Consider the following 25,886-nt stretch of genomic DNA (forward strand, 5'->3'; position numbering starts at 1 on the left):
TTGAAATATGCAACAATGCCTGTAAGATGTAAAGAGAAGCATACCCCGGGCACAACCGGCAGACGAAGTACTGGCCTACATCAGTGCAAACGAAAAATAACTTGATAACCCGTTCACACGATAACTAGATAACAAAATGAAAACAAACACCTACCTACTTAACACCCTAGTCGTACTGCTGCTGGCCCTATGGATACCGAGCAGTCTATACAAGATTATGCATTATGAGGCTTTTAAATCAGGGATCCTGCAGCAACCGCTAAGCTATACCGTCGCCTGGTCATTGATCTATAGCCTGCCCGCTCTAGGGCTGGTGACGGCGATCTTGTTGGTAGCCGAGCGCTTTCGCAAGGTGGGTCTGCTGCTATCCAGCATACAGCTGATACTCTTCACGGGCTATATCGCACTGGTTCTGCTCCAGGTATGGGGCAAGCCTCCCTGCAGTTGCGGACTGGCGATACCGCAGATGGGCTGGACAAATCACCTCTGGTTCAATCTATTTTTCTTAGCCATCAGTATTACCGGCTATCTTCTATCTACAAAATTTGACAAAAAGCAACTCAGACAGGATAACAATACGAATGCTAAAGATGGACTTTTTAACACGATAACTTGATAACAGGATAACTTGATAACAGGTACCACAACGAATCTCGGTGGCTAGGCCACTGGGTGCAGGGCGTGTCGGCCAAAAGACCTTTTCGACTATCTAATAGATACGACTTGGGGCGTCGAACCAAAATGCAGGTCGATCTGGATAACAAACCCCTCTTCATCTTTCCAGAGGTAAAAATGGAAAGAAATTATAAACAACAAACTATAGCGTTATGCTAAAAAACATCAAAAATTATGCAATGGCTTTGGCAGCCATCGTCATTGCATCGGGCACCTACCTTTCGGTTCGTGCGCATCAATTATCAGAAGAAAATACTACTGCAAAAGTAGTCCTTGCCGATCAGGATTGGTATTTTAATGGAGCTCCGAATCCAGCAAATAACAATCCGCAGGATGCTTCACAGTATTCGTTGTTTGCGACACAGGATTGTGATACAAATCCAGAGACCATTTGCATGCTTACAGCTCCGGCAGATCCAAGTAATTCAAGTATCCCTGATTTGAATCATGTGGTACCAGGCACGGGAGGTAAAACTGTTAAAATTTTAATATCAGAAGCTTTAACTTCTGAAAACACAAATCAAGCAGTAAAAGCTTTCCGAAGCGAATAGTAAAATGCGGGCTTAGCCCGCATTTTCTTTTATCTTGGATTTTGGGGAATACCCGTAAATTCAATAATCTCGTTAGGAATAAGGTAAGTATACCGTTTATCATCAATATTCAATACATGTTTAATCGTGTCGCTCCCGACCACTTCCTGTCTTTCTAACACCTTTGCATGTCGTGGTTCCTGATTCAATCTTCTTAGATCAGACCACCGCACTCCTCTTAACAACATCTCTTTACGTCGTTCTAAAAGGACATAATCTAAAAGGTCTTCTTTGTTATCAAAAATAGGCATCACAAAACCAGACTTATATCTTTTCACCAACAGCTTAGTCAACACCTCCCCCGATTCCCTTACCTTCCCTAATCTCGCATAGCATTCAGCTAGTGTCAAATAGAGCTCAGGGACGGTCAAGCCAATAAAGGTGCTCTGTATATTGAAACCTGTATAGCTTCCCTTGAAAGAATAGGTGCCGTCTGCTCGTTTATTAAAGAATAACTTCTTTCTATAGTCGTTAATTTGATAACTACTATATAATCCTTTATCAATAGTTGCACGAGATGGATTCAATGGTTTTAAGCCCACACTAACCGCATGAAATATAGTTTCTTCATTAAGTATCTTGAATGGTAAAGTCGCATTGGAATCACAGTTCGCATAATCTATTAACACATCATAACCCTTTAAAGCGAGCTCAGCATTCTCCATGGCATCCTGATACCTACCCATAATAAGATAGGTGCGAGATAACGCTGCATATGCTGCCGGTCTGGAAGGACGCATTCTGCTATCGATATCTGCAGGCAGTAAAGTTACTGCTTTCTTTAAATCTGTTACAATATGCTCATAGGTCTCTTTTACCGTACTTCTAATCGTTTTTTCTGCCACATCGCTGCTCATCTTTAATGGAATACCAGGATCCTCATTCGTACCACTTAAATTATATGGGGGAGCAAACGTCTGTGCAATTAGGAGGTATGCATAGTTTTTAATAAAAAAAGCGGATCCTTTAACCATATTATATTTCAATGGATTTTTTTCATTGATACGATCTACATAATCCAACACGGTATTCCCAACAAAAACAGGAATGTACGGTCTTTTCCACTGGGTATTCGTAATTGAAGTGGTGTACCCCGGAAATTCATTCCAAAAGTACAGATCCTTATCCACAGTTTGTAACTTGTTTGCAACCGTAGGAAGCAAATAGTAATCATCGGTACCGACTTCTAGTAATCCTGGTCCCATCCCTGTATTAACACTACCGTTATTGTCCATCAAAGCCTGCAGATCGTCGTAGGTTTTTGGTAACATCAATGACATCGTACTCTTTTCATCCAAGAACTTTTCACAGCCATAGAAGACTGAAGAAAGTAATAGAAGAGCGATACTCCCCATTTTATATAATGCATATTTTGTCATGGCTAATTGAAATTAATTTTTAAACCTAGATTATAAACTCTTTGAGGTGGCATACCTAAATAATCTGAATCTCGCCCCTCCTTATTCGCTGTCCAAAGTAAGCCCAGATTATTTACAGATGTACTGAGCGAAATATTTTTCCAGTTATAGGATAGGCGCAGATCCTGCATACGGATCAAATCCCCTTTTCTGGTATTTGCATCGGAGTACAAATAAAACTGGTCTCTTTCTGATGAAGCTGGGTATTGGAGCGATGGAACTGATGTCCGTTGTTCATCACCTGGCTTTTGCCAACGGTCATAATAATCAGAGTGACCAGAACGACCATAATACAATGAATTGTAGGCGATAGAAGAAGTCTGGTAATAATACCCCATTTTATAGGAGATAGAAAAATACAGCGACCAGTTTCGCCAGTTAAGCGTACTCCTGAAAAAACCATACGAAGTGGGCAATCCAGATCCATGAAAATTTATATTCCCGATGGAATCCTTCAAAATGGACTTATAATCTTTTGATTGTTGCTTATTCAACAAACCAATTGGATCACCATTAGCCCCATCGAGCCCCTCAAAAGCATAAGAGAACATTGGATAAAGTGGTTTCCCGACTATAGGGTCAAAATTAGTCCCTTTATTGGTTGTGTACCAACTGGCGTCTTGGACTACACCATCATACTTCGTGACTTTATTCGTCGCATAGGAATAACCAAAGCCAGACTGGACGTTTACATTCCCAACTCTGAACCGTGTATTCAGCTCCATATCCAGTCCTCTACCTTTAACTTCACCTATATTACGGCTTACTGTTGAAAATCCAGATGTTGGGTCTATCCGTTCGGCAGAGATCAGATCGGTAGAAATTTTATTATACCATTCTATAGATCCGGAAAGACGACTTTTCCAAAATCCAAAATCCAACCCGTAATTCATCATCTGTACATCCTCCCATCTTAAATTTGGATTGGAAGGCTGTGTTACCATGGCATATGGATAATTGGTATACATGGCATTACCTAGATATTGCATAATAGGGTCAGCGATATTTCCACTTCCCGCATTGCCACTATGACCGAGTGTATAGCGAAGTTTTAAATTATCTATCCACGGGCTATGTATTAAAAATGATTCTTTGGATAATACCCAAGCTATTCCTGTTGACCATAGCGGCTTCCATCTTGCATTGGTCTTTACGCCAAATAGATTTGATCCATCACGTCGCATAGAGGCATTAAATATGTACTTATGCTTATAATGATAAGATCCATTGAAAAACAAGGACACAAAGCGCGTCACAGTTCCTTCATCACCTACATAGTCCGGTATATAGGCTTGCCCTCCTAAGTTCCCAGATAATGGGTACGGTTTAAGGTAATCCACCTGTGTACTCAACAAGAGATCTTCGTTATAGCCGTACAAGCGATAAGCGTTTGAAAAATTAGACCGATGGCTCAGCTCCGCACCCAACAAGGTGGAAATACCATGAGAACCATAGCTTCGATCAAAATTTAACTGTCCCCTCAAATTATGCGCCCATACATCCGTATAACTCCGATCCAAAATAGCACCTAACGGTACGGGGTAGGTAAGTTTTCCATTTTTATCCACCTGCGTAAAACTGTTTATTAAATCCCGTACCATATAACTCTCTTGGGTACGCATATTTTGCAGAATCCCGTCTGTATTATCAAATCGGTAAACCAACTGCGTAGATAATCCTAGCAAGGGTTCGTAACGTAACCTTACGGTAGTATTCAATTGATTTCTGCTCGATTTATTCATGGTGGCCCGTAGCTCATCATAGGGCCTATATCTCCAATCCAAAAACCGACCTTTACCTACGGTATCCAGAAAGGACGGGTTATACTGATAAGGCACTACCTGAGCCACCCCATCTTTAACCAAATCCGTATAAGGGTATACATTCTGAAGTGTAGTGCTTCCACCGGTATTGGCATTGGCATAGGTGTAGCCAATATCTACCCCTATACTAAAATTATTTAAAGGCCGGAATGTACTGTTGTGCAACAGCGAAATCCTACTTGAACTATTCGTAATAACCGGAGCCTTGGAATGGTCGAAACCTATCCCCGTACTGTGGCTACGCTTTACGCCTGGGCTCTCCATGCGCACATGGTATTGCTGATCCAGTGCATTTCTATAAAAATAATCCTGATAATCATTTCGATAATCATTTTTACCTAGATCGGCTAAAGCGCTATCCAACTCTTCTTGTGTAATTATTGATTTTGAATGCTGGACAAGTAAATCGACTACAGGTGATAATACAGTACGTCTATTACTTAAATCATTAATTACATCATCATAAAACCCTTTTTCGTAAAGCATCTTTTCGACCCCGATAAAATCCTGAGGTGATATAGTCGGTTCATAAAAGAAATTCGGTTTATCCTTCATCCTAAAATTGGTCGTGGCTGAAATCTTTGCTTTCCCGGCTAAAGCCGCTGCTTTTTTTGTGGTTACGACAATAACCCCATTCCCCGCCCTGGAGCCCCATATCGAAGCTGCTGTAGCATCTTTCAAAAGCGTAACCGACTCCACATCTTCTGGGTTAATATCCGACATAGACCCTTCAAACGGAAAATTATCAACAACAATCAATGGTCCCATAAGTCCTTCTGTTAAGGTATTAATACCTCGGATATTGATTTTTGCACCGCCCGTACGGTTATCAAACTGTAATCCTGGAGCTACAGCGTCTAGACGATCCATGAGGTTAATTGATGGGCGAGCGTCCAATTGCTCTCGGGAAATAACCGAAAACGAACCTGCGGATCGCTCTTTATTTATGGACTGATAGCCGTTATTGATCACCACCTCTTCAATCTCCGCGTACATAGTCGACAGCTCCACGATGATACCATTAGCAAGATTAGCGGCATTAAAGCCAACCGTTTGATCCTGATACCCTATCTTATGAATGGTAATGCTTCCTGATGACTCTGATACCTTTATTTCAAAATAACCTAAAGAGTCTGTCTTGGTTATATCTTGTAGATAGTTAACCGTAGCATGATCCACTCCCCTGCCCATTTTGTCCTTTACTTTACCGGACAACTTCATTTGTGCATAACCTATCATTGATAGATTTAGCAGCAGTACTGTTATAAATAACCTATTCATATACTACCAATAAAGGCCTCTACTACGTCTAACCAATCTCTGAATTTGATCTAACGTCACAAAGTCAAAACCAGTAATCGCTTGAACCCTATCGGTATGGTCTATCCAGATGTAACGAGGGATGGCCTGATGAGGGAAAAGCTGCTTCAAATAAGTATCAAAGACTATGGACTGCCCCAGATCTCCTTGAAAGTGGTTCGATTCTGACAATACTTTTCCAATTCCCTTTAGATCATCTTTTTTCAAATCACTATTGACAAGCACAATATCAATATTGTTGTATACGTCTTTTCTAAAGCCATAAATTTTTTTAAAGTTTTGAATGCAGGTTCCACACCATGTAGCCCAGAAATCAAGAATAAATGGTTTTCCACGAAGATGTTCTAAGGTCATTGTGATGGTGTCACCATCTTTGTAAAGTATATGCTCCTTTGTCCAGAATTCAGGCGGAACCTTATCTCCCACTCTGACGGGTATAACAGTATTTAAGCCATTGGCCTCCTGCCCGAAGGCAGGAGAAGCCAAAAGGCCACTAAACAAAACACAGAAAATCATTAATAAATTATTACATATTTTCCTCCCGTCATTCCGACCGTAGCGGAGGAATCTCGCACATGCTAGCACGTACTTATCTGGTTCTATCGGGCGACTGGAAAGGTCTTGATAACTTGTTAACATGTTAACTCGTTCACTTTGGCCAAAGGCAATACCTCTCCCAGCCTTTAAAAGAATGTTCATTTTTTTAAGGGATTATGCAATAGACATAGCTATTACAGATTCAAAAATCTAGTGTGATTTCTGAATGGATTTAATTGGTTATTCTTGGTTTATAATCGGTTTTTATACCATCCATTCACGAAATAAATAAAACACCGACCTCTCTCGATATTGACAAACAATATCAAATACAAAGCATTTTAGTTGGTAGGCAATAAAATCTGTCTTATCTTTAAGGTGCGAAACAATAAGATAAACCGATTCTCTTGACCTATATGGACTAATTGTTTTCATATACAGAGGTCGGATTACAGACTTTAGATGGGCTGATTGCGTATTTAATCCTATTAGACTTTGTCTGATATAGGATGGCACTTTTTGTAATTAGTGTAATTACTGCCCCCCTCTGTCTGTAATAACTTGACAAGGTTTACTCCGGCGAGGCCGGTACGTTCTTTATGTGTAAGAATTGGGAATACCATGACGACCGATGGAATATCGGTCTTGGGCGGATTTTGTTGGTTTTAATTTTCGTTCTCATAATTTTTAAAGTTTATGTGAACGAGAAACTTCTAAAGCAAGTAGTATGGCCCAGCGGTTTCGGTCCTTACTCCTCCTGCTAGGGTGGAAAATCCGGCTTAATGGAAAAAACCAATGAGTAATAGTAAACCATTACTCACCCCACAGGAGTACAAGCGCAAGGACCGTCCTACTGGATATGCTGTAAAGATATGCATTTCCAGTAATAAATAGACGATCCACTGTACTCTCTAGGGTCATTGTTTTAAGCCGGATTTATTTCCTATAGAGAGACTCGTTCTTACACAGTGTTACACTGTATAGTATAATTCGCTATTTAATTTATACAAATATAACAGTTTGACGTTAAACGTCAAACTATTTTAAGGAATATTTGATCATGACCAAAATTAATCGACTAGCTGAAGTTCTAGAGGAAAAAAAAGTATCCAACAGAGATATTGCTAAATATGTAGAAAAGAGTGAAGAAACAGTTTCAAGATGGGCAAACAATCATAGACAACCACCACTTGAAGACCTTCATAAAATTGCAAAATTTTTAAAGGTGGATATTAGAGAATTATTGCATCCAACAAAATGGGAATAGAATGAACAATCTTCTTTTTGCGTTTTTATTTTTAGTTCCCCTCATCTCTTTCACTCAAATTATAGGAAAAGTAGTGAGAGTCGCCGATGGTGATACTGTTACGTTACTTGATTCCACTAATACTCAAATCCGAATACGGCTTTATGGAATAGATTGTCCAGACTCTTGTCCTTTCAAAATCTGGATGATCTGTATTTCGCTAAACTTACTTTTGTTCATTACCCTAAATTATAAAACTACATTAATAATCGTAGCTGTTTTAAGGGAAGATTACAAAGGCATCGACCATAATTGCCAGTCAGTTGCCCGTGGCCAGCTGGTACGATGTGATCGGTGAAGATACAATTGCAGATGCCATACTTGATAGACTGATACATAGCTCATATCGGATTGAACTAAAAGGTGAAAGTCTAAGAAAAAAGAAGTAATATTGTCAGGTCATCAATTGGACTGAGATACTAACTCGATAGAGAGGTCAGTATGTCCAGCGGAGGGGTCAATATCACCATTATATCCAACCAAGGTGGAGTGTCTTTAAGTACAGCTAATTATTAACCAAATAAAAACAATGAAAAACAACTATCAAATGATCATATCACAATATCTTTCCTTTATTCTTTTAATGGTAACCACACTCAACTGTTTGGCACAAGAAAAAACATTTCAGTGTACAATTCTCGGAACGGTAATCGATCGGCCGTACAGCAAAGAGCTAATTTTAATAAAAGATGGACAGGACCTCCGCGTATCAGGAATTAAAATCCCTATTGAAAACAATCAATTTAAATACAAACTAACTGTAAAAGAGATTGAAACTTATTCTTTGACATTTGATGATGAATTAAAACTGGGAGCAATGAAACCTGTTCCATTCTTTGCAGAAGCTGATACGATTCACCTCACGCTTTACCCTATGCACCTCTTTAAGTTGAACCGACTTGAAGGAGGTACTATTAACCAAGACTTCGTCAAGTATCAAAAAGTACAGGATGAAAAATTTGAATTTGAGCAATTGCATGAAGAAGCTGAAAAATTAAGAAAAGAAGAGCTATTCTTGACAGAAGAAGCTTATTCGATATATCGAGAACTGGATACAATCAAAGAAAAAGAATTAAGAGACAGCCTAATGACTGTGTATGATCATTTGGAAAGAGAAGAAAGATTATTGACCCCTGCCGCTACCGAAATTGTAAATCTTCAAAAAAAACGTTTTGGAGATTTAATCATCTGGAAAATGCAACAAATACGTAAACAAACTACCATAATAACGTACACAGAACTAGTTAGCCTTCTCAAAATGGCGCAATACCCATCAGAAAGTCCGCTTCCTATCAGTATTCCAGAACTTATTACCTTGTACCATAAAAATTATAAGCCGGCTTTTCCCAACCACCCCTACACCCAAAGAGCAGATGATCTAATAAAATCAATGCAAATAATCAAAGTCGGTGGTAAGTACATTGACTTCACCGCGCCGGATTTTGAGGATAACCCGATCCAAATTTCAACTAAAATAAAAGGAAAAATTGCACTAATTAACTTATGGGCATCATGGTGTGGTCCCTGCAGACAACATGGTAAAGATATGATCCCCATATATGAAGCTTATAAGGACAAGGGATTTGAAGTGGTAGGCGTCGCTAGGGAAAGAAAAAAAGAAAATGCTGAACAAGCTGCCAAAATGGACGGATATCCTTGGATTAACCTTTTGGAACTCGATGACAACCAGCTTATATGGCGAAAGTACGGTATAGAAACTTCTGGTGGTGGTCTCTTTCTTGTGGATACGGATGGAACAATATTAGCGGTATCGCCTACAGTAGAACAGGTGAAAACAATTCTGGAAAGCAGATTGAAGTAGACGCTAAACATGTTCAAAAAAATTCTTTAACCAAACAGCATAGGTTTGATAACATTACTAGTAGTTGTTATATTAAGGGGCATTTCTATTTGCTTCTTTTTGAATCTCATCAGATTCAATGGCTGAAGTGCTCTATCTCTGAAAGATAGAGTACTCTAAACCCAATAAGATATCCAAAAAGACTTGTGCTCATGATAGAACTTGCTAGCCTAAATCAGTGGATTTGAGTTTGGGCAAGCACTGGATAAGTAAGGTATATTCAGTACATCTTCTAAAAATGCAGCTTATTAATCCGTCTACAGACACGACCTTTGGATGCACAGCCGTTAAGAATTTTGATTTTAGGACTCTCAATCCAAATTTAGGCGAGCATTCAACGCCTTGATTTCTTTGCATACTTTCTTTATCAAGAAAGAAAGTATGAGCCTCTCGCGGCTCGAGCGATGAGGACATACCTCTCCCACCCCTATTAAAATTTGTCATTTCTTAAGGTAATATCGCAATAGACATAGCTATTACAGATTCAAAAATCAAATTGATTTTTGAATGCCACCGATCTTGATTATAATTGGTTTAAACGTTAGCTACGTGGCATTTCAAAAAGAAAAATACAAGAACCGACCTACATATTGCATATTAATACAACATAAAATACAAACAAATTTGTACCAATAGAAAGTTATGGCTATCTTTAAAATGTCTAGTTTCAGAGTATGCTGATAAGCCTTTCTTTTTATTGTAATGCACAGTAAAAAGGATCGGTAAGCAGAAAGCAGGTAATGGCGTTTTTTAGATTATAACGTCATTACGAGGAGTATTTTGCCTACAGCATAAAATACGACGTGGCAATCTCTCCTACCCCTTTTTCTGTATACGTGAATATCAACTTTACTCTGGCGCACAAGGAACGTTCTTAATAAATAGCGAAAGGGAAAACCGATGACTTCGATCTTGGATCGGGTCTGGGTGGTTTCGCGTGGTGGTTTTTAATCGTCTCATCATAATTTTAAAAGTTTATGAAACGATGTGACTCAGAAAGCATGAAGGTGCCTAGGTTGATTGAAACCAATAGGGGAAACCATCCTGCTTCTTGCCCTGGAAACCGCTAAGAAACCAGTCAACTGGCCTACACGAGACCAGTATCTTGAACCCAAGAAGACCTATAGACGGTTGCCCCTACTGGTAATATTTCGTAAAGATAGTATTTCCAGTAGAAATTGGCGAACCGCAGTCCTCTCGTGTTCATTTACCGGTTTTTGGACGAGAGTAACATCGTTGCTAGCAGAGTATTACCTCTGCCCTACGTGTCGCTATTTCAACAAACTAATACAAAGATAAACAATTATATACAAAATATAAAAATATTTTCAATAAATGGTTGGTAGCAAAAATGTCGTCGAACAATATATTTTAACACTCGAGTATTACATGAACTTTTATGGTCTGTATAGTGCTGACATAAAGCATTTATTGGGAGGAACAACAGATTTTGTAAAAGACACAAAAGCTGCCGTCAACGGTCCTACGTTAAAAAAGCTAGATGCTGTATCTGGTCTTTTCGGCTTAACGTACTACCAATTTGGCGATCCTGATTTCGCGTTACCCAAAATAGAGAATCTTCCACTAGCAACTCAGGAAAGAATCGCTTTTAGAAGCGAAATTGGACCTCCAGAAACAAAAAACTACAAGAAGATCGATTTAAAAAACGAAATCCTAAGAGCACTTACAACATTTGTTGGTGTGAAAGAATTTCTTCCCTCAAATGTTTACGAAAGTCTCCCCAAAGAGCTTCAAGAAAAAATAGGTTCAGCTACTCGTGTCACTGGACTCTTTTCCAACGAGCTCAAAAACAACGTTAAGAAGACTGGTAATAGCGTAAGAAAATCTAGTGCAGGAAGACCTGAAGAATATTACGAGATCGTATCCTTAGAACTTCCTAAGAAAGTACAAAAGAAATAAACACGAACAATTATATAGATACTTAAATTATGAACTTACTTTTTTTGGGTATACAAGAACTATTCATACTAGTCCCATTATTCTATGGGTTATTAATAGCTGCTTTATTCTACGGGCTATATAAAGTCCTATCTATCTTATTAAACCGCTATTTGGTAGCGAAACGAGAACACACCTCTGCTCTGCTCCAACAAAGCGAGGCGCTGAAAGAAATTGCTTCAGCAATCCGTGAATCTAACGACAAGAACGGAACGCCACCTGAGATAATTTAAGATAAGATAGAAAGCATGAAAGGCAAAGATACCTTTACAACAGAAGAAGCGACCAAAATAATCGCTTTAATAGAAGCCAAACTGAAAGCAGGCAAGGAAGAGCAAAAGAAAATTAGAGATAAGATTCGCGCGTTAGGATTTTACAGTACTGATTTTGGAATGGGACCGGGATATGGGTATACAGTCGAGGATTTTAAGAACGTAGTGACTGTTACAAAATAACAAGACTACCCAAAATCATGGCAAAAGAGAATACGAGAAGGCATTAAGAAAATTAAAGGAAAATCTGAAGAGGATAAAAGTAAGAATTGATTGGTTGCGGAATAAGGAATGAGTAAGATTATGGATGAACTGCATATCGGAGAAATAGGTGAGTATTTTATAAACGAAGATGGGTTTGATTTTATGTCCAATCAGAACATGCTGGAATATGATTTCATTATCATTGACACAAAAACAATGGCTAGTGAACTTAAAGATAGTAGACCTGATGATGTTGAGCGAAGAGTAAAAGATCTAAAAGAATTTATAGCTGTTAAAAATTTACCTATTGTTTTTATTTGCTCTACACCCAAATTCTTCCACTTAAATTTTGCGCTACATGGCCACCACCCCTTTTCTTCTCTATTTGAAATTGAAATCGACGAGGTCAAGGCTGAGGGGAGAAAAATTGAAATCAATAAAGAAAATATATCTTCAGCCTTCTTTGGCAAATATTTTCAAAATTTTGCCTACAGCGCTTGTTTTTCAAAGCATCCAGGAAGCAGTATTGGAAATGCCAAATCAAAGAAGGCGATGTCAGTTGGTTTTTACACTAAGGATATCGTACTATTACCTGACTTCGATGAAGATGCAGATTTCGAGCAAGATGAATTTTTATCTGACTTGTATAAATTCTGTAAACAAGTTAGAAGAGATGAAGAAGGTTTAGGCCTACCTGAATGGACAGCGACATACAATTTACCAGGAGAAAAGCAAGAACGAGAATTGCTGGTCAAGATTGATGATGAAATAACAAACTTGATAAAAAAAAGGGAAGAAACTGAACTTCGCCTTTCAAGTTTTTTACCACTAAAACAACTTTGGACATCCACGGGATCAACCCTAGAGAACACTGTGAGAATGGTGTTTGTGGAATTGGGATTCAAAGTTCTCAATACAGAAGCGAACAGGGATGACCTACTATTGGACTGGAAAGATCAAAAGATTGTCGTAGAAATAAAAGGACAAACGAAGTCAGCTGCGGAAAAACATGCGGCCCAATTGGAAAAATGGGTTTCTAATCATTTTGCAGAAAACGAAATATTGCCAAAAGGAATACTTATAGTCAATACTTACAGGGAATTACCATTATCTGAACGTAACCTTCCTTCGTTTCCAGAACAGATGCTTCCATACGCTACTAGTAGAAACCATTGTTTAACTACTTCCCTGCAGCTTTGTGGATTATTGCTATTCTGTCGGGAAAACCCTGAGATGAAAGATCAGGTGATTGAAGAATTTATTAGCACGGTAGGTCTCTATAAGAAGTTCGATGATTGGAAAAACTGGGTAACAGTAGCTAATAGGAAAAACTTAGAAAAGAGAAATATTAAAAATAACTAAAGCACTCATAATATGGAAAAAGAATGGACGTTAACAAAACTTCTTTTACTAGAGGCAGAATCATCTGAGTAATACCCTAGCTTCGACGAAAAATAAAGATGAGGTTGAGGGAGACGCAAGAAAGAAAGTAAAACATCTTGATATATGAAAAAACTAGCAACAACGATATTTTTCTTGTCATTGATCACTATGATCTTTGGACAAGAAGTAGTTAACACAACCACGAAAACTGTAACGCAATCTGGCGTAGGCCTTGGTTCTATTATCGCTGTTGTTACCTCGTGGGATCGCAACAAGTCTATCATGTGGGCGATACTGCACGGGATATTCGGATGGTTCTATGTGGTGTACTTTGCGTTTACGAGAGATAGTTACGATAAACTGAATAGAGATAAGCAGCAATCGCATCTGTTTAAAATTGATTATGAGCAGGGTAATAAAAACAACAAATAATGACGTTAGATAGAATTATACTGTACCTAGGACTAGCTTTATCGCCAGTGTTTCTTACCTCCTGTGACAAGACGGAACCTGTGATAGAAAACTCTAATTTGAAATTTCCGGAAGATGGGACATATAATTTCAAATTCGTAGGGCAATACTATGACAGAAATAACAATCAACTTACTGTTAGGCATGGAAACTTCTATGACCCACAATCCATTTCGGAGTTTACATTCGATACAAAAGCTAAATCTGTAAAGCTCTATTTTGCATATTCTGATTCTGGCAAAGAGAAAATAAAACAATATTATGCGAAATTAATCAAAGAGAGCATCGATCAATTACCGCCATTAAGTGAAGAAGAATACAAAAGGGAAGTGGAATCGATTAATCGATCTTACAATGGATTTCTACAAGTAGACACCCTCCCACTTTATGAATCTAGAGTTTATACGATCAGTCCAGACTCTAAATCTATTACTTTCTTTAAGCATAGTCCTGAAATATCTGATGATCTGCCATTAAGCGAAAAAAATCTTAAGATAGAAACGACTAAAGAGGCGATCCATTTGACCTTTGATTACAACCAAGATCAAGCTGGAGAAAATATTAAGCAGAATTTTATTTACGATGCAATAGACAATCTCGCGGCTTACAGAATTAAAGGCTATTGGCAAGTTGTTAAGAAACCATAGGTATGAAGCATTTTTTCACGATTATACCTTTACTAGTTTGTATTAGCGTTGTAGCGAAATGCCAAATAAAAACTAGTACAGCCACTACCTATCAGATCCAACCTTATAATGAGGATGCACTGTTGCTGAAATCGGATATCGTGAGGATTTTGAAATTCCCTAAGGATTCGAAATGGAATAATAGCAATCCGATTATGCAAGTGGATATCTTATTTACGAATGACAGCAAGATTGAATCTATTATTGCAAAATCAAACACAGGTCACGGTACAGAGGATAACCTGATAAAAACGCTTACGGATTACAACAGGAAGCGAAGTGGTATGAATAGAGAAAAGTTACTCAAAGGCGACACTGCCAGTAATTATCTATTCCAACTCCCTCTTTTCTTATTCACAGAAGATTTTAGAGCAATTAGTCCTAAGGGTCTTTACGGGGCATCCACAGCAGGTGTAATGAACGCAGAGAGAAAGTTATTTGTAGACCTCACCTATATTGGGATCCAAACAAACTTTTCAAATATGCTACCGGCAGGTGGATTTCAGAATTTTGCAAATGAGATCTGTGGACTATTTGCCAAAAACTTAAGCCTGGATTTTTCTGGGGGATCTCTTTTCAAGCTGGGTGATGCAATGGTGAAATTCAAAGTATCAAACGAAGGACAGCTGACTGATATCAAAGCATTTGGATATCGCAATTCACTGAATAAAAACTTTATAAAAATACTAAACGAATATGCTACAGCTTTTAAATGGAAGGCTCCCCCAGAAATAGATATGAATGGTTATGAGTTTGTATTGTTTATCAGTTTGATATGATGGTGGTAATTAGGGATATATTTTAAAAATTAATATAGAATCATGAATCAAATAAAACAGATTTCGTCTTTGACCTGCCTACTGTTACTCACTTTGACAGGATATAGTCAGATTGACCCCAAATCGGCTACAGAAAGTATTACTAAAGAGCTTAAGCTCCCCACTAGAAAGGAAGCGGGTAAGAAGAAGTTATCCGGCAAGTATTCGTTCGTCGTCGAGCTGGACGGCTCCCTAAGTAAAGTAGCTGTAAAGGATAGTATGGGATACGGAATAGATGAACAGATCATAAAGCAATTGTCTACGGCCAAAAATTGGAGCGTTGCAGTGATTAACGGAGAACCACAACGGATAGCGTACTTGCTTCCGATGACAATAGTATTGGATAAGAAGTGATGGCAGTAATGAAGACCTATTTTTTACCCTTTGCAATTGTCTTAGGCATGCTAATGATGATAAGACCTTTGACAGCACAAGCACAGGAAATATCGTATGAAGAGTTGAGTAAGATCCAAATCACAGACTCGAATCGAGAAACGATTCTAAAGAAGTACCAACGTGCTATTTACAAGTGTGCAGGAGTAACAAGCGCAGATAGTGTCATGATAAAGATTGTGGGGTTATCTAATATTGCAAAACATGCTCCAGTATCTGATGTACCTTCAAAAACCATAGGTGAACTTATCAAAGAGTTTCACTTGATGAAAAAAGAACCAGAGTATACGGAAGTAAGTAAATCTCTGGAATTTGCTTATACACATCTAAAGAAAACAATAGATATAAAAGACAAACAAAAAGCGATTCAACCTTTAACAACCTTGGCTAATAAAGCAGATGGCCAAAATATTGATCCAATTTCATTGATCAACTACATATTCTCCCCTGCTTGCAAAGGACTTACCTATGAGCAGGGATTTCTCAGATTTGCTGAACAACAGAAAAAAAAGAAATAATTACGCAAATGAGCAAGATACAAGAAGTTAGAGATTATATTAATGCCCTAGCAATATCATTTGGGGCAAAAGTCGGCCAAGAGCACGGAAATTCTTACATAGAAAGAAAGAACATTGGAGATGACGCACTTAATGACAACGGAGCTTACTTTGGCTTCGTTGAACCCGAAGAAAGTACTAGCGGACAATACCATGATTTCTCATTAGTTATTTTCCCAGACAAAGAAGATAAATCTTACCTTATTTGTCTAGGGATAGGTTCCTTAGGTTTCAAAAATGATTATGAGCTTGCTACATATCCAGGTGTACGGAGATTGTTCAAAAGTTTGGTATCAGAAAATGGTTACTGCAAATCAGATTTTACAGATATTGAAACATCCTTACCAAAATCATTTACAGGTAAACCAGAACTTTCTCATTTAAAAAGTACAATTATAAGATACACTAAGTTTCTACCTGTTTGTGAAATAGTGAATAAACCTACTAGTGAGGAAGGAAAGAAAGTGATTGCTGCATTTACCGCTGCTTACGCAAGACTAAGAAATTGGCCTAATAATAAGGAACATCGGAAAGCGGTAGAAATTGCGTTATCTGCTTTTGAAAAGAAAAATGTGTCAAATCAATTTGATGAAGTTATTGAACTGATGACAGACCGAAAATTTGTGATCTTACAAGGACCCCCAGGCACTGGCAAGACTAGATTAGCAAAAAAGCTTGCCGACGGAATAAGAGCTAAAGTTTTCTTTACGCAATTTCATGCAGAAACTAGCTACTCCGATTTTATATATGGCTTAAGACCTAATACTGCATCTAATACTTTGTTATATCAAGATGCATACGGCATTTTTTATAACGCTATTCAACATGCACTAAATACAGAAGACGATGTAGTGTTGATTATCGACGAAATTAATAGAGCCAATTTGGCTAATGTTCTTGGTCCTGTATTTTATTTGTTTGAGCACAAGATGGAAGACAGTGATGTTGAGATTGAAATCGCACCTGGATTAAAGATTAATAAGCTTCCTAATAATTTTTACGTCATTGGCACCATGAATACGGCTGATAGAAGTTTAGCTGTTGTTGATTTTGCACTTAGACGTAGATTTGCATGGTACACCGTATCTCCTCAACCCATAGGTGGAAAATCCTCAAAAAAAGAAACAGAAATAGACGACATTAACTCCTTTTATAACGAAGATTATAACGCTATAGACAGCATATTCAATTGGTATGCATCCAGTGATGAATTATCATTACAACCTGGACAGGGATATTTTATTGCGTCAAATGATGAGGAAATGACCGCTAGAATCAAATACGAAATCTTTCCACTAATAAAGGAATATCTGCAGGAAGGTCTATTGCGATCAGCTAAAGAAGAGTTTAATACATATTTTATGAATCGAATAAGTCTAAGCTTGGTGGATTAATGCATAAATATCTTGACATATTTTATCAAATACCTTGTTTAACTGAGTCTTCGACAAAGTTAACTGGGACAGCTATTCAAAAAAAATGGTTTAGGACGGCAGATAAAAGAATGATGGGACAATATCTTCAGAAATTTGTTTCATATAACCAAAAGAGCTTTGATTTTTTAGGTGTAAATCCATTCATTGTAGGTAATGACCAGCACGTAGAAATTGGTTTCCAAAGCAGTCATTACATTGGCGCAATTCCTTTGAGAAGTTCCGATACCGGAAAACAGATCGGAGACTTCTTGGTCGTCCCTCGATTTACGAATAAGCATATATTTGAAGAGTACGTTGACATCATAAACTTACTGGAAACTGATCTAAAAATTGATTTTTTAGACTCTTTGCCCTTAGCATCAGGCAAAAACTTCCGTCCCCCACTTTATTTGGAGGCGATTAAATTTATCCATGCTTTAGAAAAATTAGTGAAGATCCCATGGCGGAAATTCACGAATAAAGAGATCGTAAAAGATGAACCTCTGGGGCAGGTCAATTGGAATAAATACATCCAAAATGAATACAAGGTAGAGAACAAGTTAAAATATCCGGTTAGGCAAAGTCTGCTAACGGAGCTGCATTCCGAATATGCTCAAATTCGCTATGTCTTTGATATTTGTTCGGAGAGTCTATCGGCAAACACAACTCCGATAAAAATCAAAAGTGCTGTAAGATCCAAATTAGATTTTATAAACAGCAAAATGAAGTTCCACAAACCGCAAAAGACCAGTGAAATACAAATACATCATGCAGACAGTCTGGTGATAAAAGAATGTAAAGCAATTGCAAATAGGGTCTTAAAACATCAATTAGTTGATTCAATTGCGTGGCGGGTAGACTTTAACGAGGTGTTTGAAAAGTTTGTTCAACATATATTTAAAGAATATGCAAAAGAATCGGGAGGGCAACTATTTACAAACTTCAAATTTCGATCAAACAAATCCAAGTCATTCTCGTGGGAATTAAAGCAACTTGAACCTGATGCGATCTTAAAAAAGGATACGATCGATGTATTTATTGATGCAAAATACAAAGCACAGTTATTCAATAAATACGACCAAAGTGATAAGCTAAAAGAAGAACACCGTAAGGATTTACACCAGATCCTTGCCTATAATTCCTTCAGCAATGGTCTTGTAAAATACGGTTTTCTGTGTTACCCAGCGAATGTCGTCGAATGTAAACATATCGACTACCACAATTCATTAAACAACACCCAAAATAAAATATTCATTCTGGGTATCCCACTTTCAAAAAGCGTCATTCCTCGAGTAAAAGAAGTTTTGATGAAAGAACTCGATAATATACTTGATCATTCACAAAGCACTTAATCGTTATGCTGACTAAATTTCAAATAGATGATCCTACACTAGAATCTCAATGGCGAGCTCTTATCCTTTTTGGTAAGAACTCGGCTACTTATAAGTTTGCATTCGCCAAATCTATAATTGAGCTTTTGGAGTCTGGACGTAGTGTATTGAGCTTAGAGGAACTAGCTGATCCTTTTTCTAGAAACATTATTGAGCATCTTAAAAAGAGTGACAAGCAAGGAAATTCTTCCTCGAGCAAGTTTTTGAATACTTGTCGAGACCATATAAATGGTAAGATCAGTCATGATCAATTATTGCAAGCGACTGTTAAACTGGGATTCGTTAATGTGATTGACGCTTTTCAGAATGTCAATGGTGGTATAATACATGATCCTTTCTAATAATACATGATCCTTTCTATGAGAAGAATTATGCTGAGGGAAGGAAAGAGATTATTCTTACGGATAGTATCTTCCAATTGAAAGAAGCCACACAGTTCTTGAACTTAGATCAAGAGGTGGATGCACGATGAAACCTCGTCGAAACTGCTTGGAACCTACAGATCAACCCAAACCTACTAGAAGTAAAACATGATGCATTAAAACAGGAACTATACTTAGATCATGGTCTTATGCGTCGCATTGATATCACCTCGGTGAGAGATTCCCTCAGCGGATATCAAAAAGGAAAGTGCTTTTACTCTTTTCAGGATATATTCGTAAACAAGGGCAATCCTAACATCTGTGCTGTTGATCATTTCTTACCTCATTTGAACAAGAAAGCACATACTGCTTATGAAGCTAATATCAATGGTGTCGGGAACCTTGTATTGACAGATCCAAAGGTCAACGGCAGTAAAAGCGCACGCGTGCCTCATAGAAGGTATCTGCAACGATTATTCAATCGTAATGAATTTTATATAGAAAGTAAACATCCATTGGCCGAAACGATCATCAACCAAACAGGTAAAACATTAGAAAAAAGACGTAACTTTCTGCAAACACAATATAACCTCGCGCTCTCCTACTCTAACACGAATGGAGTCCAGAGATAGAGCTGCGGGGGAATTTTTAATTATGGGTATTAAGACATTTTTTGAGATCGGTAAAGACAGGTATATTGGTCTGACTAGATATTTTTTTCTGATAAGAGACGGCTTTCCTGTAAGTCCTGGACATACGTTAATAATATCAAAATCACTTCGTAAGGATTATTTTGAGCTTACTGTTGATGAAAAGGCAGATCTAGATAATGCTATCATGCTGGCTAAATCACTTATTGAAAAAGAGTTTACTCCAGATGGCTATAACATCGGTATGAACTGCGGTGAAACTGCAGGCCAAACGGTCTTTCATTTTCACTGTCATCTGATACCTCGATTCGCTGGTGATATGGAAAATCCACGAGGCGGTGTCAGACATGTCATACCCAGTAAGGGGGCGTATTAGGTACTAATAATAATCTAAATACAAGAATAATTACATTCAAATTCCCTAAGGAATATGCTAGATTCAATTACAATAAATTCCAAATTTGAGACCAAAGAAGATTTTGTAGACTTTCTTGACACTCTTCTACTTTACAAGAAAGTCATACTAATGACCAACTCATCAAGTGTCCATCGCTTATTGCATGTTTTAGGTATCGATTTGCTTAGAGAATTATCAGACCAAGGTAGAGTTATTCTTTTATATCAAGAAAATATTTTCGGTCCAGGAATAGTGGGTGATAATGATATTTACCTATCTACATATAGCTCAAAAAGTAAAACTTTACGAGCTATATTATATGATTATAATAGAGCTTTTGTAAGAAACTCCACAATAAACAACCAGTTCGCAAATCATCATATTCCATACTTTAGAGAGTACTCATACCCTTTAGAGTTAACAGATAGTATATATAATGATTTAAAAAACGAAAGAAAACTTAATCAGTACTTTAGAGTATTTACAAATTCGAAGTCTGAAGAAATCATTAATCAGGCTCCTATAAATCTAAAATTTGAATCAAATGGAAAGATTTTTCTTAACAGAGACTTGTATAACGTAAGGTATGAGGGGGATCTTAACAGCTTTCAGGAATATTTTAAAAAGGTTTGTGGCTATGAATTTCATATTAGTGATTTTCTTTTGAATTTTGGAGTTAGCAAAGGCGACTTGCTAATATCAAGTGATCTTGATTCTGAAATATCAAATCCAATTAACGTATCTATTCTTAAAGAAATGTCTTTCGATTTGTTTAATAAAAATGTAACTTCTAATCATCAACTTAAGTCATTTGAAGAGTATATATTACAAGGTTTAAACTCCCCAGGAAGAGCTTATATGGACAAAAAGATAAGCTATGATATGTTGCTTGCAATTTATAAGTCGACAGAAGAATTTAGGAATCATATTCATGAACTTTCCGATGATAAAAATATAGTAGGCGAATTCAACAAATTGCTAACACAAGATTATGAGCTTATCGAAAAGTCAGATAAAATCATAAAATTCATCTATTCAAAGATTATAGGCAAAACTGTAGAATATGTGATTAAAACAATAGTTCCACCTCCAGTCGTTGACATGGCAAAAGAAGTTACTTCACTTTGTCTAGATGCTTTTGATACATTTGGTTCTAGTAAAATAAAATATGGATGGCAACCTAAAGGAAGAGTTATTGAATTTAAAGATTTATCACAAAAAAATTTAAGAAAATAATAGCAGACTTACTATATTGATAAGGAATGCTTAATAGTCAGATAAAGTCTTGACTACTTCATACAAGCCTTTATTTAGTTTGAGCCTATCGACTTCGTTATTTTACGGATCTGACGGTGCATTCCTTCAATTGGATTAGTAATAGAAAATGAACAATTATGACTAAAATAATTAAAACAGCTGTAATAACCACACCTGATCTGACATATGTGCTGTGGAGCGATAGTGAATACCGAATTGCATAAAGTATTTGACCAACTAGTGCAAAGAATCTAAAAAAGCAATTTTGAAATTTCTTGCTGTATCTGATTGAGCTCCAAATTTAACTCCACTTTTCTATTAAATTGCTTGCAGCTAGCAACAGCAGCACGCAATCTTTTAACCTCTTTATCAAGCTTAAAAAAAAGTGAAGTCTTAGCTATCAGATCCTCCAACGAATCTATAGCACTAGATGCAAACGGAGAAAGCTGCTTGCACAAGTCAAAAAACACAAAGTCTAGGTTATACGATAGATTAAGTACAAATCTGAAATCTTCCACAGAAATCCAATCAGATTTAAAAGTCAAATCTAATACACAGCAATCCGAAAAACTAGGATTAGTGTGCTTTACAGTAGCTGATACATACACCTCCTCACCAAACTGTACAACAAACACAATAGAATAAGGAGCATATTTATCAACTAAAGATAGAATCTCATCAATATCCACCTTACGTTTCAGTTCGATATGAATCACCTGAAGCTCAATAATATTCTTTCCAGGAAGATTTATCGTATAGGGAGCCAATTTATGAGTCCAGGACATACGAGCGACCAGGTCAGTAAGCATCTTCTTTTCTTTAGCCGACCCATATTTATCAAAAGAATTCTTCGGAATTACCTTTCCATAATGGCAGCTGTCAGGCAAATCAAAAAAATCTATCATTACCTAACGATCAAAAATGTAATTAACTGAAAATCTTCAAGCCCTTTAATTTTATCTGTCAGTGCAGTAGTCCCTCCAGCTCTGAAAAGACTTTGAATATCACTTTCTTCTTCCGTATGAATAATCGATTGAATACTATCCTTCAGCAAATGCGAATACTTATCCATAGCATGATATTCGTCAGTCTCATCACTCAAGACTTTACAAAGATCCACTAATGGCTCTGCTACTCCCTTGCACAACATCCGCATAGCGTCCAAGATTTTCTTAGGCTCCACATGTCTAAGGTGTAAATCACCATCATTAGCAATGTATGTTAAATAGTAGGGATGCAAACGGTTAGTCTTATTAATATTAACGGAAGCATTAATATTCTTAAGCACGAATATGGTCCCAGGAGGTAACAAACTTCCAAACGGAACAACAGCATGCAGCCCTTCAGGAATATTGGTCAATTTGCCATACGACTTGAAAAAATTAGACAGATCAATTCTAAAATCATTTAGGCCAAGATCCGTAATGTCGACCCCTTCCCGCAAATCCTCCAAATCAATAACATCATCTTTCAATTTCTGAAGTTGAATTTTACGGTATTCCAGATCCTGTTCACGCGCATTCAAAATATTATCATCACCAGTACTGGCCATATTGGAAATTAACATCTTACTTTCCACTTTTTGCTTTAAATTAATGTATGCATCCAGCGTAACATCTGGCCAAAAGTTCACCAAAGTAATAGATTCATTAATTGATCCTATACGATCTATACGACCAAAGCGTTGAATTATTCGCACAGGATTCCAGTGAATATCATAATTCACCAAATAGTCACAATCCTGCAAATTCTGCCCCTCCGAAATACAGTCTGTAGCAATTAAAATATCAATCTCTTCCAGCAGATCAGGGTAAATTAAAGATTTCCCCTTCGATCTTGGAGAAAAACAAGTTAATAGAGGATTGATATCCGAAGGGACTTTACTTGCGGTGCTTATCTTTCGAGATCCTGTGATCAAAGCCGTATGAATACCGTACCTATCGCTAAAATAGCTATGCAAATGCTCATAGAGATAATTTGCTGTATCTGCAAAAGCAGTAAATACGATGACCTTCTTATTTCCACCATTAAATGGATTATTGATCTTTTTCTCCAGCAAATCAATCAACCGACTCAACTTGCAGTCATCCTCACCACGTACCTTTTCGATACTTTGCCAAACACCTTGCAGCAACTTTAAATCATCCTGCAAATCCTCTTGCCACTGGTACAAATCCATATCAGCGATATGAATTTTGATCTTCTTTCCAATAAAATGTTCCTCTTCACCCCAGTCAGCATCCCAATCAAAGTTTTCATCATCAATCTTTGCCTGAATACCCTCGTAGTCCGATTTTACGCCGTCCTTTATGATCTTTAAAGTTTGTTCCATCAAACGAATAATCCCTTCCAGTGTAATACGAAAAGAATCGACAGAACTTTCCAAACGTTTCAAAAGATTTATCCGCATCAAAATCCGCAAACTATTATCGCGATCTTTTTGCGACAAGCGGCCAGCACCTGCACGTACGTCTTTATCGTACAAATCGCGATAAAATTCCAATTTACTATGTAGAATGTAGTTTAGCGGAGTATATACTGAAAGATTCAGCAATGTCAAAGCTTCAGCTATCTCTACATAACTCGCGTGGCCATCTTTAGTCAAGGGGCTTTGGATAGACAATGGCTCATTACGCCTCGGAAATTTACCTATAGCAGATGTATCGTAATAGGTTGTGATATGCTTTCGCGAACGAGCGATCGTCAATGAGTCTAATATTTCAAAGAAGTCAAAATCGAGCATATCCAAGAGCTTTTCTGTGGTTCGGTATCCGGCATCAAATTTACTCCAGGTATTAAATGCCTGCTGCGCTTTACGGAACACCTGTTCTATTGAACTCTTTATTTCCAGCTTCTGATCGATAATAGCCGCTTCTCCCTCGTACGCTAGGGCCAATTGGTTCCGCAAATCGGCAAACCTATTATTTACAGGTGTAGCAGACAACATCAGGACTTTAGTTTCAATACCTTCTTTGATTACCTTACGTAACAATTTTTGATACCTGTTCTCACGATCTGAATAAGGATTGTTATTTCTAAAATTGTGAGATTCATCAATCACAATTAGACCATAGTTCCCCCAATTAACGTTTTCCAGATTCCGTCCATTACTCATTCCGCGATCACGACTCAAGTCCGTGTGAAAGAGTACATCATAGCGAAAGCGATCTGACGCTAAGAAATTATTTTTATCATTTTGCCTATAGGTATTCCAGTTTGCCTCCAGCTTTTTTGGACACAATACAAGAACATCCTTGTTACGCATCTCGTAATATTTGATAACACCCAGCGCCGAAAATGTTTTACCTAGTCCAACGCTATCTGCTAGAATACAACCACTATATTTCTCCAACTTGTTGATAGCACCGATAACCGCATCCTGTTGAAAATTATACAATTTGCTCCAAATCAAACTTTCTTTAAAGCCAATCTGATCGTTTGGTAAAGTATCCAGCGAAATCTCTTCCAAAAAGTCATTAAAGATATTGTACAACGTAATGAAGTAGATAAACTCAGGACTATTCTCTTTGTAAGCTGTTTCAAAATAGCGCTGCACCTCATCAGTCACTACCTTTAAATCGTCCGCATTATTCCAAACCTGGTCAAACCAAGTCAAGTAAGCAGCACTATCTGGATACGTTGTTTTTTGAATCAAAGTTGGGAATCCCTTTTTAGGGGTGAAGCCGAGGTCAGACGTCGTAAAACTTCCATTATGAGCATAGTTTACCGAATCCTGTTGATCATTCTGTACATGGATCATACCATGAAGTGGCTGGTCAAAATGTTTGTTCGACTTGAATGTCACTTTCTCACGCACCCATTTAGAACATTCTCGAGCTATAGCACGTTGGTTGAGTTGATTTTTAAGGCGCAACTCAAATTCACCACCACAAAGATCGGCTTCTTTGTACAGGTGTGGAATGAAAAATTTAGGAACCTCTTTTTTCAGGCCCTCTTCCACAAATGTAGGCGAACTAAATATAAAGCGAAGCTCATCGATCCCGTTCAATTCTTTACGTAATGCTTCAAATGCATAAATAGAAAATGACGAAGCGGCTATACTCAACCGGCTTCCTTTACGAATATTCTCACGCAGATCATCACCTAATCGATGTCTTACATTATCGATGAGCTCCATATA

24 protein-coding genes and 1 pseudogene are annotated in these 25,886 nt (G+C 37.5%); 20 read left to right on the forward strand and 5 right to left on the reverse strand.

Annotated elements, in window-relative coordinates:
* The first annotated feature begins 136 nt into the window (after nucleotides 1–136).
* Nucleotides 137–616 (forward strand): MauE/DoxX family redox-associated membrane protein, encoded by a 480-nt coding sequence (locus tag G7B18_RS13355; protein ID WP_164123013.1) that lies wholly within the window; start codon nucleotides 137–139, stop codon nucleotides 614–616.
* Nucleotides 617–827: 211 nt separating this feature from the next.
* Nucleotides 828–1,226, forward strand: a complete 399-nt coding sequence (locus tag G7B18_RS13360) for a hypothetical protein (protein ID WP_164123015.1) — start codon at nucleotides 828–830, stop codon at nucleotides 1,224–1,226.
* 29 nt (nucleotides 1,227–1,255) lie between these two features.
* On the opposite strand, the gene G7B18_RS13365 is transcribed toward G7B18_RS13360, so the two are convergent.
* The 3 genes from G7B18_RS13365 to G7B18_RS13375 are packed head-to-tail and all read right to left on the reverse strand — an operon-like array spanning nucleotide 1,256 to nucleotide 6,525.
* Nucleotides 1,256–2,644: a RagB/SusD family nutrient uptake outer membrane protein gene (locus tag G7B18_RS13365; RefSeq protein ID WP_164123017.1), complete on the reverse strand. Its 1,389-nt coding sequence runs from the start codon at nucleotides 2,642–2,644 to the stop codon at nucleotides 1,256–1,258.
* Between the two features lie 2 nt (nucleotides 2,645–2,646).
* Nucleotides 2,647–5,787, reverse strand: a complete 3,141-nt coding sequence (locus G7B18_RS13370) for a SusC/RagA family TonB-linked outer membrane protein (RefSeq protein ID WP_164123019.1) — start codon at nucleotides 5,785–5,787, stop codon at nucleotides 2,647–2,649.
* 3 nt (nucleotides 5,788–5,790) lie between these two features.
* On the reverse strand, nucleotides 5,791–6,525 hold the full coding sequence (locus tag G7B18_RS13375; RefSeq protein WP_164123021.1) for a redoxin family protein: 735 nt from the start codon (nucleotides 6,523–6,525) through the stop codon (nucleotides 5,791–5,793).
* Between the two features lie 898 nt (nucleotides 6,526–7,423).
* On the opposite strand from G7B18_RS13375, the gene G7B18_RS13380 reads away from it, so the two are divergent.
* The 18 genes and pseudogenes from G7B18_RS13380 (at nucleotide 7,424) to G7B18_RS13460 (ending at nucleotide 21,724) form a co-directional block, all read left to right on the forward strand.
* Nucleotides 7,424–7,630 (forward strand): helix-turn-helix transcriptional regulator, encoded by a 207-nt coding sequence (locus G7B18_RS13380; protein ID WP_164123023.1) that lies wholly within the window; start codon nucleotides 7,424–7,426, stop codon nucleotides 7,628–7,630.
* A 281-nt stretch (nucleotides 7,631–7,911) separates the two neighbouring features.
* Nucleotides 7,912–8,058: pseudogene (locus tag G7B18_RS13385) on the forward strand (ATP-binding protein); the annotation flags it as partial.
* 140 nt (nucleotides 8,059–8,198) lie between these two features.
* Nucleotides 8,199–9,491 carry a TlpA disulfide reductase family protein gene (locus G7B18_RS13390; RefSeq protein WP_164123026.1) on the forward strand — a complete coding sequence of 431 codons (1,293 nt, stop codon included), beginning with the start codon at nucleotides 8,199–8,201 and terminating at the stop codon, nucleotides 9,489–9,491.
* A gap of 1,374 nt (nucleotides 9,492–10,865) precedes the next feature.
* Nucleotides 10,866–11,450 carry a hypothetical protein gene (locus G7B18_RS13395; RefSeq protein ID WP_164123028.1) on the forward strand — a complete coding sequence of 195 codons (585 nt, stop codon included), beginning with the start codon at nucleotides 10,866–10,868 and terminating at the stop codon, nucleotides 11,448–11,450.
* Nucleotides 11,451–11,479: 29 nt separating this feature from the next.
* Nucleotides 11,480–11,722, forward strand: coding sequence for a hypothetical protein (locus G7B18_RS13400; protein ID WP_164123030.1), 243 nt, complete (start codon nucleotides 11,480–11,482; stop codon nucleotides 11,720–11,722).
* Nucleotides 11,723–11,737: 15 nt separating this feature from the next.
* Nucleotides 11,738–11,944 carry a hypothetical protein gene (locus tag G7B18_RS13405; protein ID WP_164123031.1) on the forward strand — a complete coding sequence of 69 codons (207 nt, stop codon included), beginning with the start codon at nucleotides 11,738–11,740 and terminating at the stop codon, nucleotides 11,942–11,944.
* Nucleotides 11,945–12,052: 108 nt separating this feature from the next.
* Complete coding sequence (locus tag G7B18_RS13410) at nucleotides 12,053–13,327, forward strand: hypothetical protein (protein ID WP_164123033.1); 1,275 nt, start codon at nucleotides 12,053–12,055, stop codon at nucleotides 13,325–13,327.
* Nucleotides 13,328–13,471: 144 nt separating this feature from the next.
* Complete coding sequence (locus tag G7B18_RS13415; protein ID WP_205601710.1) at nucleotides 13,472–13,780, forward strand: hypothetical protein; 309 nt, start codon at nucleotides 13,472–13,474, stop codon at nucleotides 13,778–13,780.
* On the forward strand, nucleotides 13,780–14,466 hold the full coding sequence (locus tag G7B18_RS13420) for a hypothetical protein (protein WP_164123035.1): 687 nt from the start codon (nucleotides 13,780–13,782) through the stop codon (nucleotides 14,464–14,466). The genes G7B18_RS13415 and G7B18_RS13420 overlap by 1 nt, the downstream gene beginning before the upstream one ends.
* Before the next feature lie 2 nt (nucleotides 14,467–14,468).
* Nucleotides 14,469–15,284, forward strand: coding sequence for a hypothetical protein (locus G7B18_RS13425; RefSeq protein ID WP_164123037.1), 816 nt, complete (start codon nucleotides 14,469–14,471; stop codon nucleotides 15,282–15,284).
* Between the two features lie 42 nt (nucleotides 15,285–15,326).
* The gene (locus G7B18_RS13430; protein WP_164123039.1) at nucleotides 15,327–15,677 is read left to right on the forward strand and encodes an energy transducer TonB; all 351 of its coding nucleotides are present in this window, start codon (nucleotides 15,327–15,329) and stop codon (nucleotides 15,675–15,677) included.
* Nucleotides 15,678–15,685: 8 nt separating this feature from the next.
* Nucleotides 15,686–16,234: a hypothetical protein gene (locus tag G7B18_RS13435; RefSeq protein WP_205601711.1), complete on the forward strand. Its 549-nt coding sequence runs from the start codon at nucleotides 15,686–15,688 to the stop codon at nucleotides 16,232–16,234.
* An 8-nt stretch (nucleotides 16,235–16,242) separates the two neighbouring features.
* Nucleotides 16,243–17,667 (forward strand): McrB family protein, encoded by a 1,425-nt coding sequence (locus tag G7B18_RS13440; protein WP_164123043.1) that lies wholly within the window; start codon nucleotides 16,243–16,245, stop codon nucleotides 17,665–17,667.
* Between the two features lie 110 nt (nucleotides 17,668–17,777).
* The gene (locus tag G7B18_RS13445) at nucleotides 17,778–19,040 is read left to right on the forward strand and encodes a hypothetical protein (protein WP_205601712.1); all 1,263 of its coding nucleotides are present in this window, start codon (nucleotides 17,778–17,780) and stop codon (nucleotides 19,038–19,040) included.
* Nucleotides 19,041–19,045: 5 nt separating this feature from the next.
* The gene (locus tag G7B18_RS18955; RefSeq protein ID WP_205601713.1) at nucleotides 19,046–19,420 is read left to right on the forward strand and encodes a hypothetical protein; all 375 of its coding nucleotides are present in this window, start codon (nucleotides 19,046–19,048) and stop codon (nucleotides 19,418–19,420) included.
* Between the two features lie 230 nt (nucleotides 19,421–19,650).
* Nucleotides 19,651–20,073 (forward strand): HNH endonuclease domain-containing protein, encoded by a 423-nt coding sequence (locus G7B18_RS18960; RefSeq protein WP_205601714.1) that lies wholly within the window; start codon nucleotides 19,651–19,653, stop codon nucleotides 20,071–20,073.
* Nucleotides 20,074–20,095: 22 nt separating this feature from the next.
* Nucleotides 20,096–20,467 (forward strand): HIT family protein, encoded by a 372-nt coding sequence (locus G7B18_RS13455; RefSeq protein WP_205601715.1) that lies wholly within the window; start codon nucleotides 20,096–20,098, stop codon nucleotides 20,465–20,467.
* Between the two features lie 150 nt (nucleotides 20,468–20,617).
* Nucleotides 20,618–21,724, forward strand: coding sequence for a hypothetical protein (locus G7B18_RS13460; protein ID WP_164123047.1), 1,107 nt, complete (start codon nucleotides 20,618–20,620; stop codon nucleotides 21,722–21,724).
* 272 nt (nucleotides 21,725–21,996) lie between these two features.
* Here the strand turns inward: G7B18_RS13460 and G7B18_RS13465 are convergent, their stop codons facing one another.
* Both G7B18_RS13465 and G7B18_RS13470 read right to left on the reverse strand, forming a co-directional pair.
* On the reverse strand, nucleotides 21,997–22,650 hold the full coding sequence (locus G7B18_RS13465) for a DUF4391 domain-containing protein (protein ID WP_164123049.1): 654 nt from the start codon (nucleotides 22,648–22,650) through the stop codon (nucleotides 21,997–21,999).
* The gene (locus G7B18_RS13470; protein WP_164123051.1) at nucleotides 22,650–25,883 is read right to left on the reverse strand and encodes a helicase-related protein; all 3,234 of its coding nucleotides are present in this window, start codon (nucleotides 25,881–25,883) and stop codon (nucleotides 22,650–22,652) included. Before G7B18_RS13470 ends, G7B18_RS13465 begins: the two co-directional genes overlap by 1 nt.
* Between the last annotated feature and the right edge of the window lie 3 nt (nucleotides 25,884–25,886).

This window comes from Sphingobacterium sp. xlx-130 (genome assembly GCF_011007405.1).
Taxonomy (GTDB): domain Bacteria; phylum Bacteroidota; class Bacteroidia; order Sphingobacteriales; family Sphingobacteriaceae; genus Sphingobacterium; species Sphingobacterium luzhongxinii.

Coding starts and splice junctions, on each gene's coding strand:
- G7B18_RS13445 (WP_205601712.1), top strand. CDS start 17,778: ATGATGGGACAATATCTTCAGAAATTTGTTTCATATAACCAAAAGAGC.
- G7B18_RS13415 (WP_205601710.1), top strand. CDS start 13,472: ATGAAAAAACTAGCAACAACGATATTTTTCTTGTCATTGATCACTATG.
- G7B18_RS13365 (WP_164123017.1), bottom strand. CDS start 2,644: ATGACAAAATATGCATTATATAAAATGGGGAGTATCGCTCTTCTATTA.
- G7B18_RS13360 (WP_164123015.1), top strand. CDS start 828: ATGCTAAAAAACATCAAAAATTATGCAATGGCTTTGGCAGCCATCGTC.
- G7B18_RS13470 (WP_164123051.1), bottom strand. CDS start 25,883: ATGGAGCTCATCGATAATGTAAGACATCGATTAGGTGATGATCTGCGT.
- G7B18_RS13430 (WP_164123039.1), top strand. CDS start 15,327: ATGAATCAAATAAAACAGATTTCGTCTTTGACCTGCCTACTGTTACTC.
- G7B18_RS13465 (WP_164123049.1), bottom strand. CDS start 22,650: ATGATAGATTTTTTTGATTTGCCTGACAGCTGCCATTATGGAAAGGTA.
- G7B18_RS13390 (WP_164123026.1), top strand. CDS start 8,199: ATGAAAAACAACTATCAAATGATCATATCACAATATCTTTCCTTTATT.
- G7B18_RS13375 (WP_164123021.1), bottom strand. CDS start 6,525: ATGAACATTCTTTTAAAGGCTGGGAGAGGTATTGCCTTTGGCCAAAGT.
- G7B18_RS13435 (WP_205601711.1), top strand. CDS start 15,686: ATGAAGACCTATTTTTTACCCTTTGCAATTGTCTTAGGCATGCTAATG.
- G7B18_RS13460 (WP_164123047.1), top strand. CDS start 20,618: ATGACCAACTCATCAAGTGTCCATCGCTTATTGCATGTTTTAGGTATC.
- G7B18_RS18960 (WP_205601714.1), top strand. CDS start 19,651: ATGCGTCGCATTGATATCACCTCGGTGAGAGATTCCCTCAGCGGATAT.
- G7B18_RS13425 (WP_164123037.1), top strand. CDS start 14,469: ATGAAGCATTTTTTCACGATTATACCTTTACTAGTTTGTATTAGCGTT.
- G7B18_RS13370 (WP_164123019.1), bottom strand. CDS start 5,787: ATGAATAGGTTATTTATAACAGTACTGCTGCTAAATCTATCAATGATA.
- G7B18_RS18955 (WP_205601713.1), top strand. CDS start 19,046: ATGCTGACTAAATTTCAAATAGATGATCCTACACTAGAATCTCAATGG.
- G7B18_RS13395 (WP_164123028.1), top strand. CDS start 10,866: ATGGTTGGTAGCAAAAATGTCGTCGAACAATATATTTTAACACTCGAG.
- G7B18_RS13400 (WP_164123030.1), top strand. CDS start 11,480: ATGAACTTACTTTTTTTGGGTATACAAGAACTATTCATACTAGTCCCA.
- G7B18_RS13410 (WP_164123033.1), top strand. CDS start 12,053: ATGAGTAAGATTATGGATGAACTGCATATCGGAGAAATAGGTGAGTAT.
- G7B18_RS13380 (WP_164123023.1), top strand. CDS start 7,424: ATGACCAAAATTAATCGACTAGCTGAAGTTCTAGAGGAAAAAAAAGTA.
- G7B18_RS13455 (WP_205601715.1), top strand. CDS start 20,096: ATGGGTATTAAGACATTTTTTGAGATCGGTAAAGACAGGTATATTGGT.
- G7B18_RS13405 (WP_164123031.1), top strand. CDS start 11,738: ATGAAAGGCAAAGATACCTTTACAACAGAAGAAGCGACCAAAATAATC.
- G7B18_RS13440 (WP_164123043.1), top strand. CDS start 16,243: ATGAGCAAGATACAAGAAGTTAGAGATTATATTAATGCCCTAGCAATA.
- G7B18_RS13355 (WP_164123013.1), top strand. CDS start 137: ATGAAAACAAACACCTACCTACTTAACACCCTAGTCGTACTGCTGCTG.
- G7B18_RS13420 (WP_164123035.1), top strand. CDS start 13,780: ATGACGTTAGATAGAATTATACTGTACCTAGGACTAGCTTTATCGCCA.